Source organism: Streptomyces sp. NPDC053755 (assembly GCF_040677675.1).
In the GTDB taxonomy this organism is placed as follows: Bacteria; Actinomycetota; Actinomycetes; order Streptomycetales; family Streptomycetaceae; genus Streptomyces.
Window position 1 is genome coordinate 16,583 of record NZ_JBFASK010000019.1, and the last position, 17,946, is coordinate 34,528.

Sequence of the window (17,946 nt, forward strand, 5' to 3'; positions counted from 1 at the left end):
CGTCAGTTCTCCAGCACCGCGCGCAGGTCCCATAGGGCACGCCAGGTGGCCGACCCCTGCTCCGCGCGCCTGCGCACCGGGCCGTCCCAGTACCCCAGGAGCCGCGCCGCGTCGGCGGGGTCGTCCTTGCGGACGACGCCGAGCAGATGGCCGGGCAGGAGGGAGAGCACGTCCCGGTCGCCGGGGAAGTAGGCGGCGGCCAGGGCCAGGGAGCCCGCGACGGAGACCGCCTCGGCCGTACTCATCACCGTGGAGGGGCGCTCGACCTCCCAGCCCTCCACGGAGCGGCCCTCGCGCAGGTCCCGAAAGGCGGTGACAAGGGCTTCGAGGACCGCGTCGTCCACCTGGTAGACGGCGCCCGCGCGTTCGACGGCCGCCCGCGACTGGCGCCGGACGAGCGCGGTCTCGGCGTCCACGTCTCCGATGGGGCCCACGGTCTCGAAGTTGAAGCGCCGCTTCAGGGCGGCGGACATCTCCGAGACGCCCTTGTCCCGCAGGTTGGCGGTGGCGATGAGGGTGAACCCGGGGGCCGCGTGCACCTGGGCGCCGTCACCTCCCGCGAGTTCGGGGACGGCGATCCGCCGGTCGGAGAGCAGGGACACGAGGGCGTCCTGGACCTCCGGCAGGCAACGGGTGACCTCCTCGACGCGGGCGACGGCCCCCCTGGTCATGGCGGTGAGCACCGGGGAGGGCACCAGGGCCCGCTCGGTCGGGCCCTGGGCGAGCAGCAGCGCGTAGTTCCAGCCGTACTTGAGCTGGTCCTCGGTGGTGCCCGCGGTTCCCTGCACGGTGAGCGCGCTGGTCCCGCAGACGGCGGCCGACAGCAGCTCGGAGAGCATGGACTTGGCGGTGCCGGGCTCGCCCACCAGGAGAAGCCCGCGCTCTCCGGCGAGAGTGACCACGCAGCGTTCGACGAGGGCGCGGTCACCGACGAACTTCTGCTCGATCACCAGGCGGCGCGGCACTCCGGCCGGGGGCCGTGCCCCCTTCGGCAGGCCCAGTGCCTCGCCCGCGCTGCCCATGACGAAGGTGACGACGGCGCGCGGGGTGAGCAGCCAGCCGGGTGGGCGCGGCCCCGCGTCGTGGGCGGCGAGGAAGGCCAGCTCGGTGGCGTACCGGTCCTCGGGCAGGGTGACCTGGCGGTGCTCCCGGCCGGGCGCCGTCGCCTGGCCCGGGACGCCGCCCGTGGGGGTGCTGTCCATGGTGCTCGTGGTGTCGATCGTCATCGGCGGCGGCCCTTCCGGGGTGCGCGGGTGTCCAGTTCTTCGAAGGCGGGGGCGTCGCCGCCCCGGACCCGTGCCCAGGCGGCTGCGAACAGCGCGGGCACCGGGAGGTGGGGCAGTGTCCGGGCGTACCCCTCCACGGGATAGAGGCGTTCCTTCCATGTCTCCAGCGGCAGTCCGGGTGCACCGCGTTCGATCCAGCCGCAGGGGAGGAACAGGGTGCGGCCGGCGCGGGAGCGCTTCGCCTCCACGACCAGGTCGGTGGCGGCGAGTTCCGCGCGGGCCCTCTTGATCCGTGCCGGCTTCCACTCGGTCCAGCGGACGCAGTTGCGGTCCGTCGGGTCGGGCAGGGCGAGCAGCATCAGGTACAGGGCGGCGGCGTCCGCGCTCAGGCCGAGGGCATCGGCGGCCTCGGCCACCAGCTCCGGCACCGCGCGCGCCGGGTCCTGGACCGGATGGTGCGGGGAGCCGTCGGGCGCCCCCGCAGACGCCAGCGCGGCCGTCTCCTCGCCCAGCAGTGCGCGCAGGGCGACCAGATCGCCGGTGCTGTGACGGCTGACGGTGCCCTCGGCGAGGCCGAACGCAGGATCGTCGGGGCCGGTCAGGCCGGCCGGGCGGATCAGAAGCTTCTCGTGGGTGCCGTATCCGGGGGCGAGGAGCAGCGCGGCTCCGGCCCTGACCAGGCCGTCGGCGTCGGCGCCGCCGGACTCGGGGAGTCCGTAGGCGGCGCGGACCGCGTCGCCGATCGAGCCGCCCGATTCCGCCCAGTCCAGACCGAGGTCGAGCACCAGGGCGGGATCGGCGAGGCGGTCACGCAGGGCCGCGAGCCCGACCGGCAGGTGCGCCCGCAGGGGGTGCCCGTAGGGCAGCGTGTAGGCGAGGGTGCGCAAGGCGGTCAGGGCGGAGGAGACCGCACCGCGTGCGCCCACCCGGCGCAGGCCCGGGCGGCCGGTGCCGTCCTGGACATCGGTGCCGTGAGCGAGCCAGGTCCGGGAGCCCGTGTTGAGGAGCAGGTCGACGGCGTAGGGAGTGGTGCCCGACAGATCGAGGTCCAGGTCCTCGGGGACGCGGACGAGCGTGGCCAGGTGCTCCTGCCATACCGCGACGGCGGCCCGTACGTCCGGGCCGGTCGACCACAGCTCGGCCGGGTCCTCGGGCAGCAGCGCCTGGAGCAGGGCATGCCGGTCGTCGCGGGGCAGAGCGTCCAGCCTGGCCTGGGCCGCCTCGAAGGCGCGGGTCTTCACCCCGAGCAGCGCGAGCGCCTCGGCGCCGGGTTCGCGCACGGCGGCCGACAGCAGGGCGACGGACTGGAGCGGCCCGAGCCCGGTGGCCGCGTGGAACGCCTCGGCCGCCTCCGGCCGCCAGGGCGCCGGGCCCTGCTCCCGCACCAGGGCGGTGAGCCGCGTGAGCCGGTCGCGGGCGATGCCCTGCCGGTGCACGTGGTCGTGGTCGAGAGTGAAACCGGGGACGGGACCGAAGGCGCCTGTCGGGTCGTGGTCCAGGGCGAGCCAGCGCGCCGCGTCGTTCCGGGAGTTCCGGCCGCGGTCGGCGATGACCACGAGGGTGCGGGCGCCCCTGCGCAATACCTGTCCGAGGCGGTGCACGGCCTCGTGTCGTCCCTGCCCTGCGGCGCCGGTGAACGGCTCGACGAGCACCACCTGCCGGACCGTGCCCGCCGGATCGGCCAGCGGGCCCGCGGCGAGCGTGTCCAGCAGGACGAGGAGCCCTGCGCGGTGTTCGGGGGAGGTGGTCGCCGAGGCGGCCCGGTAGGCCAGCTCGGGCAGCATGTCGAGCAGGAAGGGCCAGTTCGGGGAGTCGCCGGGCACGGTGTACTCGTCCCGCTGCCAGCCGTCTCCGGCGGCGAACGGGATCTTGGACGGGACGGGCGGGCCGAAGGCCGGCTCGCCGGCGAGGACGTGGTTGACGGCGAGGATCTGCCGGATCGCGGTCCACCGGCTCACGGTTCCCCACCAGCCGCCGTGCATCTGCTCGGAGCCCCAGGCGGAGGCCTCCCGCAGGGTCCCGTCGTCGCCGTGCTCGGGCGCGTGGTCGAAGAACATGCCCTGCGTGCGGGCGGTGGTCCGGGGTGTGGCCGGCTGCGCGGGCTTGGGCGGTTCCAGGTACCGGGCGGCCGCGGCGGCCCGGTCCACCGCGTTGCGGACGAGGGCGGTGACGCCCGCGAGGAGCCGTGCGTCGGACACCTCGGGCAGCACCCGGGCGACGGCCTCCTGGCTCAGCTCCCGCGACGAGGGCCCGGTGTACTCCTTGACGGCCCGGAACGCCTCCAGGTGCCGGGCGACCGCGGCGGCCACCTCCTTGAACAGCTCGCCCGCCCGGGAGTCCGTCAGGTTCCGCAGGGCGGTGGAGCCTTGCTCGTCCCTCGGGCGCAGGGCGTGCCAGTAGGCGACGGGAGGTACGAAGGGGGTGCCCGCGGCGTCGTTCCCTCCGGAGGAGCCGGGAGTGACGGACCACAGGCTGCCACCGGTGCCGTCCGTGTCCGCCGGGTGCGCTTCGACGGAGCGGTGGTGCAGGGCCGCGACGGGCCGCGACCCGCCGGGCAGGGTGAGGGCGCCGAGCGGCACCGGGGAACCGCCGCCGGGCAGCCGGTGCGGCAGGCTCACCGTGTGGCCGTCGGGGGTGCCGGCGACGATCCGGTGCCCGTCGGCGGGGGCGGCGGTGCCGGGCTCGCCGACCGTGCGACGGACCCAGCGGCCGAGGACCGTGCCGTCCGTGCCGAAGGGGGTTGTCTCCAGACCGGGCTGCAGCGGCAGCACCTGGCAGTGCTCGGCGAGCAGCCGGGTGCCGTTCTGCACCGCGGCGCGCAGGAAGGCGGGGAGCGACGCGCGGCCGTGCGTCCCACCCACCGGGTCGTACTCCAGCCACACGCGCTGCGTGCCCTGGCGGCCTTCCCGCCAGTGCCCCGTGCCGTCGGAGATGACGGCGCGCTGAGGCGGGAGGGAGGTGTCGCCCGCGTGCAGGGCCGTGGCGCCGGTGGCGCGGCCGCCGCCGGGCAGCGGCAGGCAGACCTCGTCGGAGGGTCCGGAGCGGCCCCAGCGCGGGATCTGCTCGCCGCCGACGGTGAACACCTCGGTGGGGCGGTGCGACCAGTAGCCGCGCTGCTTGCCGTCCTCCCACCAGATGACGAGCAACTCGTCGTCGACGTAACGGAAGGCGAGCGTCCGCCAGTGGTCGACGGTGCCGGGCACCCGCAGGGTGTGCCGCAGCAGGACGCCCTCCGGGCCGACGACGACGACTCGTTCGAGGGTGTTCAGGATCAGCGCGGGCCACGCACCGGTGACACCGACGCCCTCCGACCGGTGACGCTGCTGACGCGAGGCGGCGGCGGCCTCGGCGGCCAGTTCGGCGTAGGTCTCGTCGAGCGCGGGCCACCCCAGTTCGTCGAGGACGCCGGTACGCAGGGTGGAAGCCAGCAGCGGCACGACATCGTGGGCCTTGAGGAGGCGCACGGCGTCCGGGGCCACGTCGGCGATCACGGCGCGGAACGCCGAGAGCTTGTTGAGGGTGGTGTGCAGCGCGGGGAGTCCTCGCGCGGCCGTGTACTCCTCGGCGCGGGCGGTCAGCCACTCCCGCAGGACCCCGGAGAGCACCGGGTGCGCCGCCAGCTTCGCCATGCCGGCGTCGCTCAGGCGCTGGCCGTGCCCGTAGCCGAGGTCGCCGACGGTCCGGCTCAGCAGAGCGCGGAAGACCGGACGTTCGGCGACGGCGGCGAGGTCCCGTGCACCGGGAGCGGTGTCCGTGAGCCACGGACCGACCGCGACACCGGGGGCCTGCGCGCTGCCCGTTTCCTGGTCGTCCGGCTCGGCGACGGGGACGCCGGAGGCCAGGCAGAGGTCGAGAAGGTCCAGGTCGGCGGTGGGCTGCCAACGGCCCTGGAACAGCTCGACGGGGCGCCCGTCGGCGCGCAGCCGGTCCGCCATCCGGGCGGCCAGGTCGAGGGTCCGCAGGCTGCGGCCCGAGGTGACCCGGCTGCGTCGGCGGTGTGCCTCCCAGCGGGACAGCCAGTCCGCGGGGGAGACGGACGGGTCGGAGGGGGCCGTGGAGTCGGAAGGGACGTCGACGGAGGCGTCCGGGAGGGCGGTCAGCAGGTCCTCGGCGCCGGACTCGGCCAGCAACGCGAGCCAGCCGCATTCGCCCTCGGTGTCCTGGCCGCTCTCGCTGAAGCTCTCCGGGAAGAATCCGAGGAGGCGGGTCCGTACGGCCGTGTCCTGTCGGGCGAGGGCGACGAGCGCGGAGCGGTAGGTCGCCCAGAACGAGGCGGGGGCGCGGACGACTCCCGGGGAGCCGATCAGATCGGCCACCAGCTCGCGTTCGGCGGCATCGCGGTCCAGCCCCGCCGCCTTGACCAGCGCGCGCACGTCCTGCGGCAAAGCCGCGTACGGCGGCATACCGGCCGCACATCGCTCGACCAGCAGACGGCGGAACTGCGCCCAGGCGTCCGCCGGGGCGAGCCGAGCCACCAGGTCCCGCACGTACTGCCGCAGCGCCTTGACGGTCAGCGCGCCGGCGAACGCGAACTCCAGGAACACGGCCCGCTGCCGGTCCTCGTCCACGACCAGCCCGTGCACCCGCTCGGCCTCGCGGGCCTTGCCGAAGAAGGAGGCGGCGTACGTGGTGTTCTCGGCCTGGAGGAAGAGCCGTGCCACCTGTTCGTAGTACGTGGGGAGGAAGTGGGGCACGGCCCGGCCGAGACGCGTACCGAGTGCGTCGAAGCCCTCCTTGGCCGCTCCGGCGCGGGTCCTGGCCTGTCGGCCCAGTCGCTCGATGTCCTTGACAAGGGCCAGGGCGTGGTGCCCGTTCGCCGGGTCGTGGACCAGCGCCCAGGCGGGAAAGCCCAGCGTCTCGCGGCGCACCTGGCCCACGACGGGAGCCTCGGCCGTGCGCGCCAGCCCGAGGAACTCCAGGGCCAGGTCCTCGGCCTCGCCGAGCGTGCCCGGGACCAGCCGGACCACAGGGCGGTCACCGAGGGCGGTGTGCGCGTAGGTACGGGCGGTCAGCGCGTCGGCATCGTCCCGGTCGGTGCTGCCGGCCGGGAGGATCGCGCCCGCGTCCAGCAGGGCCGCCGTGCGGGCGTCGGTGACGGGGGTGGCCTCGCCCGCTGCCTGCGCCGGGAGGAACGCCGCGCCCGCTGCCGTGGTCTTCGTGTCGGTGTTCGTCGTCGTGATGCTCATGCCGCCCGCTCCTCGTCCTCCACGTCGCGGCCGGCATAGAGCGCCGCCGCCATGCGCATACCCTCGGACCACGCGACGGGGCCGACCTCGGCGGCCGTCAACGCGCGCCCCGCGGGGTCGGTCCAGCCCAGAGGGCCCGTCTCGGTGCCGTACTCGTCATAACCGTCGTGCTCGCCGATGTAGATGCGCGCCTCGGCGGTGACGCCGTCCTCGACGACGGGGCAGACCGCGTACCCGCCGCGCGACCGGTATCCGAGCTGGGTGACCCGGCCGTGCAGAAAGCGCAGTTCCTTGAACGTGCCGCCGGCGTAGGTGTTCACGGACGTCGTGTCCGCGGCGAGGCCCGGCGGGCGGCGCCACACCTCGCGGAAGAGCTGCTCCACGTTCTGGCGCACCCCCAGCTCGACCGCGAACTCCCTCAGCTCGTCGAGGTCGTCGAGGAGCCCGGGGTGCGGGACTCTCACGACGTCCGGGGTGATGCGGACCGTGTCGCCGTCCAGGTCGACCAGGCCGAGTCCGCGGTCGGGGTCGACATCGCGCAGGAATCCGGCGACCCCGCCGTCCGCGCCGGTGACCACCACGTCCCGCAGCGCCGCCTGCCACGCCGGGTCGGGCCAGACCCGTGCCAGCACAGCGGTGGGGACGGGCAGCGAACGCACCATCCACTGCTCGACGTCGGTCAGGCACCGGCGTTCGTGCCGCTCCAGCCACTCGACCAACTGCCGGAGCCCGACGACCGCGGGGTCGTCCTTCAACGAGGCCGGGACGGACTTCAGCCGCCGGCCCTTCCCGTTGCGGCAGACCACCTTGCCCGCCTCCAGGGCGACTTCATAGTCGCCCGCCGAAACCCACCCCATGCGCTGTTCTCCCCGTCGTCCCGGACGGCCACCGACCCGGCGGCACGCTGATGAAACCCGCCCGTGGCAACGCACCGTGACGAGTGGGACAGACTCTAGGCGCCCCCAGTGACAACGGGTCCCTGCCCCTCCGCCGAGGGCCCGCCGCACGGCTCCGCGGACCGGCGGGGACGGCCCCGTGCCCACCGTCCCGCCCCACGCCCCGCGACCGACACGGAACGCCGCCGTCGAATCCGACGGGCCTGGTGCGCCGGATCGCCACCGTCACGCCGTCGGCTGAAAGTCCGGCAGCGAGGGGGCGCGGCGCCGGTGACCGGTGCCGCTCGCGGGGGAGCGGGCAGGCCGTCACATGGTCCGCACGGCAGCGACGACGGCAGGACCACACCTGCGCTGCCGGTGCACTGAAGTATCGTTCCGGCCACCGCGCACCGACCACGAGGACCAAGAGAATTGACCAGCCTGTCTGCTTTCCCGCTGCCCTTCCAAGCTTCCCGATCCCTCTCGTTCGCGACACACCGCACGCTGAGAGAAATGCAGATGATGCAGTGCAGCGCACACATCCGGGCGAAGCCGGAATGGTTCGAGAAGATGAACGACGCCGACATCGTCGCCAGATGGACACGAGAAGCGGTCGACCAGGGCCTCACCGAAGCACAGGTCCGCTACGTGCTTGCCGAACTCGCGTATTACGCCGGGCTCCGGGACTCACGGACCGGCGTCGAAGTCTCCGCCGTCGACGGGGTGTGGCAGTCCGACGCGCTGATCGACGAAAGCCTCCGATCCCGGCTGCGCGACGCGGTACGGGTTCTGGAGCAGGTTCCCGAAGCAGAGCGTGACTGGCATCCCGGTTCCGACGGCCAAGTGCTGGATCTGGTTCATCCCTCGCTGTTCTGTCTGGTGAGAGAGGTGAGCGGGGCACCCGAACGGGCGTGGCAGAACACGACGAACCGCTACTCGAAGTACGAATTCTCGGAGAAATTCCAGTGGCTCCCCACGGACGTCGACATCAGTGAGGACGGCGACGTCGACTTCCGTTCCTACGTCAACAACGTCCACCCCGAGAATCATCACGAACTGGCCTCCGTCCTGCCGGACGTGTTCGCGCGCATGCGCCCGCTGCTGGAGAACGTGCTCACCGATCTGCGCCATCCGAGGCCCCCGCGGATCGAGGCCGATCCCTACGGGTGGTACGACTCGAAACCCGAGTATCCCGACAAAGCCTCCTTCAGTGAGGACGAGGCCTACAAGGAAGCCCTCCGTGCGTGGGAGGAGGCCCACGACCACTGGTGGGAGAACCGCCGCCCGGTCGTCCCGGACGCCCCGGTCTTCACACCGCCCGCGCTGCCCGACGCATCCAGCCGGGTCGACCTGCGAGGCCGCCGACTCCAGGTCATCGTCAAGCTCGCCACCCTTCACCTCACACCGGAAAAGCCCGAGTACGCCGGCGGCTCCTGGCATGTCGAGGGAATGCTGAACGAGCGGATCGTCTCGACCGGCATCTACTACTGGGACAGCGAGAACATCACCGAAAGCCGACTGGGCTTCCGGGCGGCACTCGACGATCCGAACTACGAACAGAACGACGACGACGGTCTGCGTGAGGTCTACGGCCTGGAGGACGAAGACGCGCTGAACCAGCTGCTGGGGTCGACGTCTACGCCGGAAGGCCGCTGCCTGGCGTTCCCGAACATCCTGCAGCACCGCGTCGACTCCTTCCGCCTCGAGGACCCCACCCGCCCGGGACATCGCAAGATATTGGCGTTCTTCCTGGTCGACCCGTCGGAAAGGATCGTTTCGACCTCGGACGTTCCACCGCAGCAACCGTGGTCCGACACCTCGACCATGACGCTGGAACAGGCCAAGGAGTACCGCGAACAGCTCATGCGGGAACGCAAGTTCTTCGTCGCCGAACACAACGAGCAGCTCTACGAGCGGGAATTCTCCCTCTGCGAGCACTGACCGTCTCACCCCGGCGCGTACGCGTCCGGCCGGGGGGCCGGTCGGCCTGCGTGAGGTGAGGCGCCCTGTTCCGGGGACGAGAAGGTCGTCAGCGCCCCGAAGGCCGCGACCGACCCGCCCTGCCGTCCCGGTCCAGTGACCGGGACGGGACCCGGACTCCGGACCTTCGACTGCGACGCCGCCGCGGCCCAAGAGCGGGTCCCGCCGTCCTGATCCCCGCGGCCTCGCCGGTGACGAACCGGCGAGGCCGTCGACACCGTCCGCCGGACGGCCCGGACTCGGGTCACGTGCCTCGCCTCAGGTGCCGGTCCGAGAACCGGCATCCGTGCTCCAGCTCGAACCAAGGCGTTCCCGTGTGGCCTCCCAGGTTGGCGTGCAGCGTCTTCTCCTTGCTGCCAAGGCGTCGAACAGTTCCAGGGCCCGCTGCCTGGGATTGCCCTCGTCGTCCCCCTGCGACAGGAACAGCGCGGTCCGCGGCCAAGTCCGTGCCCCCACCCCGTCACCGCGCCGAACCGGCAGTCCCGTACCCCCGCCCCTTTGTATGATCATTCTCTATTAGGACGGGGGCAGGCAGTGACGCGAAGCGCTGAGCGCGGCCGGAGGAAGAACGAGGACGGCGAGGGCTGCTGCGCGAGCACGCTCGACACGCTGATGCACCCGTGCTGCTGCGGCGGCGTGGGGACGCAGGCGGCCCTGCTGCTTGCCCTTCTGCGCCCTTCGCTCACGGCCGCCGCCCATGGCACGGATCCCTCCGCGCCTCCTCCGGCCGGGCGGATGGCCGCCGTGATGTACCGGTCCGTACGCCACTACCGCGTCGCGGTCAGCCCGACCCGGCCGGCGTGCTGCCCGTACACCCCGAGTTGCTCCACCTACGCGGTGCAGGCGCTCCACCGCCACGGCGCCCTGCGCGGCGCCCGGCTGATCCTGGGGCGCCTGCTTCGCTGCCGGCCCGGTGCGGCCCGCCGGCGGGGCTTTCGCGACCCGGTGCCGCCGGGCCGCGGCTGACCGCCCGCGCTGCCGCGGTTCGCTCGCCGCCGCGGTGCCGGCCCGGAGCGGACGGTCGGCCGCCGCCTGGGCGCGCCGGACGGGTCCTCACACCATCGCGATGACGACCTTGCCGGCCTTGGCCCGGCCCTTCTCGGCGTACTCCATGGCCTCGCGGGTCCGGTCGAAGGGGAAGACGCGGTCGACGACGGGCCGTATCTCCCCGGCGTCGACGAGCCGGGTGATCTCGCGCAGCTGGTCGCCTCGCGCCTTCATGAACAGGAAGGAGTAGGCGACGCCCTGGCGTTTGGCGCTGCGCCGGGTCCGGAAGCTCAGCGCGTTCATGGCCTGGCGCAACACGACGGGGGCGCCCAGCTCACGGGCGAAAGCCGCGTCGGGGGGCCCGGCGATGCTGATGGCCTTCCCGCCGGGCCTGAGGACCCGCAGGGACTTCTCGAGCGTCTCGCCACCCAGGGAATCCAGGACGACGTCGTAGCCCTCCAGGACCTCCGCGAAGTCCTGCGTGCGGTAGTCGACGACGACGTCCGCACCCAGTTTCCCGACCAGGTCGGCGTCGGCCGCGCTCGCGGTGGTGGCCACCTGCGCGCCCAGGTGCCTGGCCAGCTGGAGGGCGATGGTGCCCACCCCGCCGGCGCCCGCGTGCACCAGGACCTTCTGACCCGGCCGGACCTGCGCCCTGTCGACCAGCGCCTGCCACGACGTGAGGGCGACGAGGGGGAGGGAGGCGGCCTCGGCCATGGAGAGGGCGGCCGGCTTGGGAGCCAGGTCGTCTTGGTGGACGGCGATGAGTTCGGCGAAGGTGCCGATCCGGTCCTTGCGGGGCCGGGCGTAGACCTCGTCGCCCACCGAGAACCGGGTGACGGCCGGGCCCACCCGGACCACCACGCCGGCGAGGTCGTTGCCCAGGACGAGGGGGAGGCGGTAGGGCAGGATCCGCTTGAAGTCGCCGTCGCGGATTCTGAGGTCCAGCGGGTTGACGCTCGCGGCGTGGATCCTGACCAGGACGTCGTCGGCGCCCGGCTCCGGATCGGGAATCTCGGCGGCGCGCACCCCGGACAGGGCGCCGTACTCTTCGATCAGATAGGCCTTCATCGCCGTCTCTCCGCTTCTCGTCCGCAGGGGACGGGATCTCCGCTCGGTCCGGGCACGGCCGAAGACCGAGGACTTCTGGTGCCTGCCACTGGTTCAGGGCGTGCGACGCGGGTGCGGCGGACCACAGACCAGGGGAGGCCGGGCGGCGCACTCACGCCGCGTTCGGCGGGGCCGCCAGACTCCGCTTCACGTGCCGGGTGATCTCGTCGGCGAGGACTTCCGGCAGGCCCGTCTCGACGGCGGACAGCGCCTGGGCGGCGACCTCTGAGGGGTCGGCCTTCTGGTCGGCGGGAACGCCGGAGGCCATGTCGGTGTCCATGTATCCGACGTGCAGAGCCGTCACGGTGATCCCGCGGGCTGCCAGTTCCTCGCGGGCAGCGCGACGCCGCCCAGCGGGCGGTGATCGGCTCCTACCTCTCCACCGAGCACCGCGACAGCCCCGCCGACGGCTGCCCGGTCGCCGCACTCGCCACCGACATGGCCCGCACCGGCGCCGGCGACGAGGCGCGCCGCGTCTACACCGAGGGAGTGGCCGACTTCGCCGACTGGCTCGCCACCGGGGACCAGGACGGCATGACCCGACTGTGCACCATGCTCGGCGCACTCGTCCTGTCCCGGGCCACCAAGGGCTCCCCGCTCTCCGAGGAGATCCTCACCACCGCACGCGAGGCACTGACGGCCACCGACTGACCGGAGCCACGGTGCCGGCCGGCGGGAAGGGTCCGTGACCCCCGGGTCCCCGGACCCGGCCCGTTGTCCGCGGGCTGAACCCGGAAAAGGTCAGCGCCGCGCGGGTGCCCGTGTATAAGGTGGTGTCACCGACGCGGGGTGGAGCAGCTCGGTAGCTCGCTGGGCTCATAACCCAGAGGTCGCGTGGTTCGAATCCCGCCCCCGCTACGAAGGATCGGGGCCCCCGGCTGTTGGGGGCCCCAATCGCATTCCCGCCAGCGGAGAGCCCCCCCCGCGGTGGAGTTCCAGTGTTCCGGCGTACCGGTGTCCCAGCCCCGCGTGCGGGGGACTGGTCGAGCGAAAGCAGGCGCCCCAGGACCCGCCGGCCGCTGTGCGGGGAGCTTCGGCGGTGGAGCGCCCGCGTCGCGTACGTGCATCAGCGCGGGCCGCCGCCTCGGCATCGCCGTCTGGAGAAGCGACACCGCCGACGGCGCGGGCCGCTGCCGGTCGGCCGGCCAATCGTCCGGCACTCGTCCCCGGGCGCCCCCCTGACGGGCGGAGCAGCCGGTTCCGCCTCCTCTCCCTAACGGCCGCCTCCCGTACGGACATCCCAGGGCGCGCATACGCCGGTCCGGCCCCCAGGGAGCCCGTCGTCAGCCCGGGTCATCCGGCTCGGGTCCTCACCTCGCGAACGTGAACCTCCGCACCGACGTGAGGTCGGTGTCCCAGAAAGTGACCCCGGGCGCGGGACCGACGTTCAGGAAGGGGGTCCCCTCGGGCAGTGGGACATCGATCGGCGAGCCGATCTCATCGGCGGATCCGCGCCCCTGGAAGCCCAGGGTCAGCGTCTCCACCGCGCGGGTCTCCTCGCCGGCGATGAACAGCCGCATGCCGGCGTACGCCTTCCCGCCCGGTGCGAGGGTGACGACGGCTTTCGCGTGGGATTCGAGCGGACCGACCTCGTCGTAGGAGCCCTCGTCGAAGCGCACCAGCGCGTACCTGTGAAGAGTGCAGGTCGTGTCGCCGATGTTGGTCGCGGTGAGCGTGAGGTGCCTGAGTGAGTCGTGCGCCTCGGCCTTCGCGGTGACCGAGATGTTCTCATCGGTGCAGGCCGCGCTCTTGTCGCCGGTTCCGGAGCCGTCGCCGCCTGCCGGCGAGGTGTGGGCAGGGGGTCGGGTGCTCTTGCTCCCGCCCTGACCGGTCTCGCCGTCGACGGGGGCCCCGGAGCTGGACCTGCCCGGGCTGCCCGCCGCGCTCGTGGCGTTCGGGGCCGTCGGGACGGGTGCGCCCGCCCCCTTGGACGCGTCGCTCGCCTGGCAGCCCGTGGACGACAGAAGCGCCCAGGCGGCGACGCTTCCGAGGACGTAGGTCTTCCAGGTGGTGCGGGCGATGTGCATGGTGCTCCCCGTTGGATTCTCGTGGTGCCCGTGGCCGGAATGGCCGTGTGTCGCGGCAGAGGGAACGCAGGAGATGCCTGCTCGCTCTCCCTCGGTGCGGGCCCGGGAGCCGTTCGCGGACCGCCGGGCCCGGCCGCTGTCCGCGTCAGGCGACGGCCCGGGTCCAGTCGCTGCAGGTCGCGGGGTAGTAGATCCCCGAGCTGTAGTCGCCGAGGCAGACCCTGAAGGAGAAGCCGAAGCCCTCGGCGAGATCTCCGTAGGAGCGGTCGGTGCACTTGCCGGCTCCGCTGGTGTGCCACTTCAAGGTGCTCGTGAAGCTCGCCTGCGCGACCACGGACTTCCCGTCCGAGGCGTGGTCGCAGATGGTGAGCTTGTCCCCGTTGGAGTACCAGGTGGCGCTGCCCGCACCGCCGGGCACGCCCGCGGCCCCGGCGGAGGGCGCGGCCAGGACCAGTGCCGAGGCCGCCGCGGCCGTGACGACGAGGGCGTTGCGGACCTTCCTGCCGCCGGACCGGGTGCGGTTCTGCTGACGTATGTCGATCATGGGTTCTCCTTCGGTCGGGGTGCCGAAGACGGCGTGGCGGCGCTGTGCTGACCCGCCTCGGCGCCGACACCGCCGACTGCTGCCGGTGGTCTGCCAAGCGATGCCGCGACGCTACGCGCGAGCCGTCGTCCCCGGCGTCAACCCACCGGTCGACGTGGGGTAAACCCTGGCGGTAGGCCCCACGCGGCAGAGCGCGAAGGCGCGGCCGACCCCGCCTCCCGTCCTACCGCGCACGGTTGACGCCGGCCCGGCGGTCCGCCGGTAGGCTGCGCCGATGCAGCGTCCGCGGGTGCCGATACCCCGATCCTCCCTGGCCCTGGACACCGGCATCGCCGCGGCCGTGCTGGGGTGCGCGCTCCTGCTGGGCCGCCAGGACACCGGCGAGGGCTACCCTCCCCTCGACGCGTCCGGATGCCTGCTGACGCTCGCCGTCCACCTGATGCTGTGCTGGCGGCACCGGTACCCGGAGGCGGTGACAGGAGGCGTCTTCGCCCTGTGGACGGTGTACATCACGCTCGGCTACTGGCCGGTGGTGAACAGCCTCGCCGCCCAACTCGCCCTCTACACCGTCGCGTCCACCCGGCCGTTGCGCACGGCCGTCGCCGCCGGCGCGGGGCTCGGCACCATCTGGCTGTACGCGGGATTCGCGGCCCCCGCCGGCTCGGTGGCGGCCGCCGCGGCGCTGGGAGTCGTCGTCCCCGCGGTGCTGGTGAGATTCGGCCAGTCCGCGCGCGAGTCCGAACGCCGCGGTGAGCGACTGGCCGAACTCGCCGCCCAACTCCAGGAGGAACGCGATGCCAAGGCGCTCCGGGCGGTGGCCGAGGAGCAGGCGCGGATCGCCCGCGAACTGCACGACGTGATCGCCCACCACATCTCGGTGATCGCCGTGCAGTCGGGCCTTGCCGACTACGTGTTCGACACCGATCCCGACACCGCTCGCACCGCACTCGGCACCATCGCCGACACCTCCAGCGAGGCACTGGAGGAGATGCGGCGGATGCTGACTCTCCTCCGGGCGGGGGACAACGCCCCCGAGTCGTACGCTCCCATGCCCACGCTGGGCGGGCTGGCGGACATGGCCGCCCGGATGCACGCCGGGGGAGTACCCGTCGAACTCGTCGTGGAGGGCAGACCCCGGACGCTTCCGCCCGGAATGGAGCTGTGCGCGTACCGGGTCGTGCAGGAAGCCCTCACCAACGTGCTCAAACACGCCCGGCCTGCCGGTGCCGTGGTGACGGTGCGATACCAGCCGGACCGTCTCCTGGTGAGCGTCACGGACGACGGACCAGGCATGAATCCGGCCATAGTCGACGCCGGAGGGGGCCATGGCTTGATCGGGATGCACGAACGCGCCAAGCTCTACGGCGGTGCCGTGAGGACAGGCCCGGGCCCCGAAGGGGGCTTTCACGTACGGCTGACACTGCCGACCTCCACCACCACCGGGGGAGAGACGCCGGCCGACAGCTGAGGGGGGCGGTCGGCCATCACCACCCGCGTACTCGTGGTCGACGACCAGTACCTCATACGCGCCGGCATCGTGGGGCTGCTGCGGGCCGCCGACGGCATGGCCGTCGCCGGAGAGGCGGCAGACGGCGACGAAGCCATAGCCCAAGCGGCTCTGCTGCGGCCCGACGTGATCCTGATGGACATCCGGATGCCCCGCATGAACGGCATCGACGCGGCAGAGCGGATCCTGGCCGACGCGTCGCAAGGAGCCGGACCGCCGCCACGCATCCTGATGCTCACCACCTTCGATCTCGACGAATACGTCTACCGCGCCCTACGCGCGGGTGCGAGCGGCTTCCTCCTCAAGGACACGGGCCCGAAACGACTGCTCGCCGCCGTGGCGGCGGTCGCCGGAGGCGACGCCCTCTTCGCACCGAGCGTGACACGGCGACTGGTGGAGGCCTTCACCGGCTCGGCGGCACCCCGCGACCCCGCCGCCCGGCGACCGGAGCTCGAGCAGCTCACCGCCCGCGAGACGCAGGTGCTGCGCCTGGCCGGCACCGGCAGATCGAACGCAGAGATCGCACAGAGTCTGTTCATCTCCGAGGCCACGGTCAAAACACACCTCAATCGCACCATGGCGAAACTGGACCTGACCAGCAGGGCCCAGGTCGTGGTACTGGCCTACGAAACGGGCCTGGTGGCACCAGGAGCGGACCCCCGCACCCCCTGACCACAAGCCGGCCGCTCACCCTCGCGCGACCGAACGACCACCGGGCTACCGACGGGCCCGCAGCCCCGAAACCGAGCCCCGCACGCCGGGATGCCGGTGGCCATGACGAACACCCCGACCATCCCCGTCCCGTTCTCCCGGATCGAGATCCGGACCGGAGCGCTGGTGTTCTGCGGCGACGACGTGGCCCCCATCCGCCGCGACCGCGCCGACGCCACCCACTACCCCCGCCCGGCGGCAACGTCGAGGACGGCGAAGACCTCGACGCCGCTCTCGCCGACCCCCGCGCCGCCGTCACCAGCGCGGTTCCGGGCGCGGTCACCGACGCGCACGACACCTGGGTCTGACCCCTTGTCAGGGGGCCGACACGCGCGAGCCGGCACGCGGCGCCTGGCCCGTACGGGGGAAGCCCTCTCACGACGACCGCCGGGCGCACCACGTTCCGCATCATGCGCCTGCATCGCATCCTCGCACTGGTCCGTGCCGATGTCGCCCGGCCCCGACAGCACCTCCTAGCGGCAGCGCGTACCGCACGGCCGGGAAACGCGCCGATCGGGGTGAATCCTTTCCGGGCCGTCCCGCCTCTTGTGTGTGTACCGGCCGAACGGCCGGCAGAACCAGGAGGAAACGCGAATGATGGTCACCGGCCTCGTAGTGATCGGCGCCCTGCTCGTGGGCGCGTGCAGTCGGCACCTGGTGCGGCGCTACAAGAGCCGAGGCTGAGCGGCCATGGGCGGAGGACCCTTCCGAGGATGGAGAGCGGATGAACCGACGCTACGCCTGGCCGGACGAGCGGCTGATCAGGGCCGCACAGAACGGCGACGTCACCTCGCTCGCCACCGTGGTCATGGAATCGCAGCCGCACGTGCGCAAGTTCGCCCTGTCCCTCTGCGCCTCACCGCAGGACGCGGAGGACGCGGCACAGGAGGCGCTGATCATCCTCTACCGGAAGATCGGCACCCTGCGGGCCACCGGCGCGCTCGCCTCATGGATGTTCCGGATCGTGCGCAACGAATGCCTGCGGCAGGTACGGCTGGTCCTCTCCCGCGGCGACGAGGCACCCGCCGGACAGGAGCCGCCCGCGGAACCGTCCGCCGAGGACGCGGTGCTCCACCGGCTGGAGGCGGAGCGGATCGCGGCCGCGGTCGGCTCCCTGCCCCCGGACCAGCGGCGGGTCCTGGTCATGCGGGACGTTCAGGGCCTGCCCGGCAGGAACGTCGCGCATGCGCTCGGCTTGAGCAACGCCGCGATGAAATCGCGACTGCACAGAGCACGTGCGGCACTGCGCGACGCGCTGGACGCGACCGAGCGGCCGCCGGCCCACCCACTCGACCGATCCGACGACCCAACCGCCGGAGGGGACTCAGCGCCGTGAACACCGCGAACAGCACCCATGACGTCAAGGGCCGCGCTGCCACGCCGCCCCCGCCGCCCGACAGAAACGCCGCCCTCGCGTCCGTACCGCGCCACCTGGCGCGCGGAGCCATCGGCTTCGGGCTGATCATCGGCTCGATCGCCCTGCTACCCGTCCTCGGCCCGGCAGCTCTGCTGGCGGCCCCGTTGGCGCTGATCCCCTTCCGCGGCTGCCCCAGCTGCTGGATGGTGGGCCTCGCGCAGGCCATCTCGCGCGGCCGACTGGAGCGGCGGTGCGCGGACGGCGTCTGCACCCTCGCCACGGCGCATCCGCCGCGGGCGACAAGCGTGCGCCGGCCGTAGGGCGCTCGTCGTATCCGCGATTGTGCTCGGTCGGAGGACCCCGGGTGGGTGGACAAGGGACCGTGCGACGGCGAGGGCGGGAGAGCGCGGGGATCTCAGTCACGAAGGCAGCAGCC

Annotated in this window: 13 protein-coding genes, 1 tRNA gene and 2 pseudogenes; 8 read left to right on the forward strand and 8 right to left on the reverse strand. The window is 72.9% G+C overall.

The genetic code is table 11. The annotated features are described in order from the left end of the window. Positions 1-2 precede the first annotated feature (2 nt). From AB0K65_RS19235 to AB0K65_RS19245, 3 genes are read right to left on the reverse strand one after another with little or no spacing between them, the layout of a single operon-like run. The gene (locus AB0K65_RS19235) at positions 3-1,226 is read right to left on the reverse strand and encodes an AAA family ATPase (protein ID WP_365718003.1); all 1,224 of its coding nucleotides are present in this window, start codon (positions 1,224-1,226) and stop codon (positions 3-5) included. Beyond that, positions 1,223-6,412 carry a hypothetical protein gene (locus AB0K65_RS19240; protein ID WP_365718005.1) on the reverse strand — a complete coding sequence of 1,730 codons (5,190 nt, stop codon included), beginning with the start codon at positions 6,410-6,412 and terminating at the stop codon, positions 1,223-1,225. The genes AB0K65_RS19235 and AB0K65_RS19240 overlap by 4 nt, the downstream gene beginning before the upstream one ends. Then, on the reverse strand, positions 6,409-7,269 hold the full coding sequence (locus AB0K65_RS19245; protein ID WP_365718007.1) for a DUF4132 domain-containing protein: 861 nt from the start codon (positions 7,267-7,269) through the stop codon (positions 6,409-6,411). The genes AB0K65_RS19240 and AB0K65_RS19245 overlap by 4 nt, the downstream gene beginning before the upstream one ends. A 450-nt stretch (positions 7,270-7,719) precedes the next feature. Here AB0K65_RS19245 and AB0K65_RS19250 point away from each other — a divergent pair, with 450 nt between their 5' ends. Beyond that, a complete protein-coding gene (locus tag AB0K65_RS19250; protein WP_365718009.1) occupies positions 7,720-9,228 on the forward strand; it encodes a DUF4246 domain-containing protein in 1,509 nt (502 codons plus the stop codon). Positions 9,229-9,511: 283 nt separating this feature from the next. Here the strand turns inward: AB0K65_RS19250 and AB0K65_RS19255 are convergent. After that, positions 9,512-9,693: pseudogene (locus tag AB0K65_RS19255) on the reverse strand (alpha/beta hydrolase); the annotation flags it as partial. A 108-nt stretch (positions 9,694-9,801) separates the two neighbouring features. Here AB0K65_RS19255 and yidD point away from each other — a divergent pair. Then, the gene (gene yidD, locus AB0K65_RS19260) at positions 9,802-10,233 is read left to right on the forward strand and encodes a membrane protein insertion efficiency factor YidD (RefSeq protein ID WP_365718011.1); all 432 of its coding nucleotides are present in this window, start codon (positions 9,802-9,804) and stop codon (positions 10,231-10,233) included. Positions 10,234-10,320: 87 nt separating this feature from the next. Here the strand turns inward: yidD and AB0K65_RS19265 are convergent, their stop codons facing one another. Together AB0K65_RS19265 and AB0K65_RS19270 are read right to left on the reverse strand one after the other, a co-directional pair. Beyond that, complete coding sequence (locus tag AB0K65_RS19265) at positions 10,321-11,325, reverse strand: NADP-dependent oxidoreductase (protein ID WP_365718013.1); 1,005 nt, start codon at positions 11,323-11,325, stop codon at positions 10,321-10,323. Between the two features lie 151 nt (positions 11,326-11,476). After that, positions 11,477-11,723, reverse strand: a pseudogene (locus tag AB0K65_RS19270) (short-chain dehydrogenase); the annotation flags it as partial. A gap of 1 nt (position 11,724) precedes the next feature. On the opposite strand from AB0K65_RS19270, the gene AB0K65_RS19275 reads away from it, so the two are divergent. Both AB0K65_RS19275 and AB0K65_RS19280 read left to right on the forward strand, forming a co-directional pair. After that, positions 11,725-12,015 (forward strand): hypothetical protein, encoded by a 291-nt coding sequence (locus AB0K65_RS19275; RefSeq protein ID WP_365718015.1) that lies wholly within the window; start codon positions 11,725-11,727, stop codon positions 12,013-12,015. Between the two features lie 132 nt (positions 12,016-12,147). Beyond that, positions 12,148-12,222, forward strand: a tRNA-Met gene (locus AB0K65_RS19280). Positions 12,223-12,674: 452 nt separating this feature from the next. On the opposite strand, the gene AB0K65_RS19285 is transcribed toward AB0K65_RS19280, so the two are convergent. Further along, a complete protein-coding gene (locus AB0K65_RS19285) occupies positions 12,675-13,391 on the reverse strand; it encodes a DUF4232 domain-containing protein (RefSeq protein WP_365718017.1) in 717 nt (238 codons plus the stop codon). 145 nt (positions 13,392-13,536) lie between these two features. Next, positions 13,537-13,935 carry a hypothetical protein gene (locus tag AB0K65_RS19290; protein ID WP_365718019.1) on the reverse strand — a complete coding sequence of 133 codons (399 nt, stop codon included), beginning with the start codon at positions 13,933-13,935 and terminating at the stop codon, positions 13,537-13,539. 289 nt (positions 13,936-14,224) lie between these two features. On the opposite strand from AB0K65_RS19290, the gene AB0K65_RS19295 reads away from it, so the two are divergent. The 4 genes from AB0K65_RS19295 (at position 14,225) to AB0K65_RS19310 (ending at position 17,830) form a co-directional block, all read left to right on the forward strand. Beyond that, complete coding sequence (locus AB0K65_RS19295; RefSeq protein ID WP_365718022.1) at positions 14,225-15,403, forward strand: sensor histidine kinase; 1,179 nt, start codon at positions 14,225-14,227, stop codon at positions 15,401-15,403. A gap of 15 nt (positions 15,404-15,418) precedes the next feature. Beyond that, positions 15,419-16,114 carry a response regulator transcription factor gene (locus AB0K65_RS19300; RefSeq protein ID WP_365718237.1) on the forward strand — a complete coding sequence of 232 codons (696 nt, stop codon included), beginning with the start codon at positions 15,419-15,421 and terminating at the stop codon, positions 16,112-16,114. A 763-nt stretch (positions 16,115-16,877) separates the two neighbouring features. Then, the gene (locus tag AB0K65_RS19305; protein WP_365718024.1) at positions 16,878-17,489 is read left to right on the forward strand and encodes an RNA polymerase sigma factor; all 612 of its coding nucleotides are present in this window, start codon (positions 16,878-16,880) and stop codon (positions 17,487-17,489) included. 95 nt (positions 17,490-17,584) lie between these two features. Further along, a complete protein-coding gene (locus AB0K65_RS19310; RefSeq protein ID WP_365718239.1) occupies positions 17,585-17,830 on the forward strand; it encodes a hypothetical protein in 246 nt (81 codons plus the stop codon). Positions 17,831-17,946 lie beyond the last annotated feature (116 nt).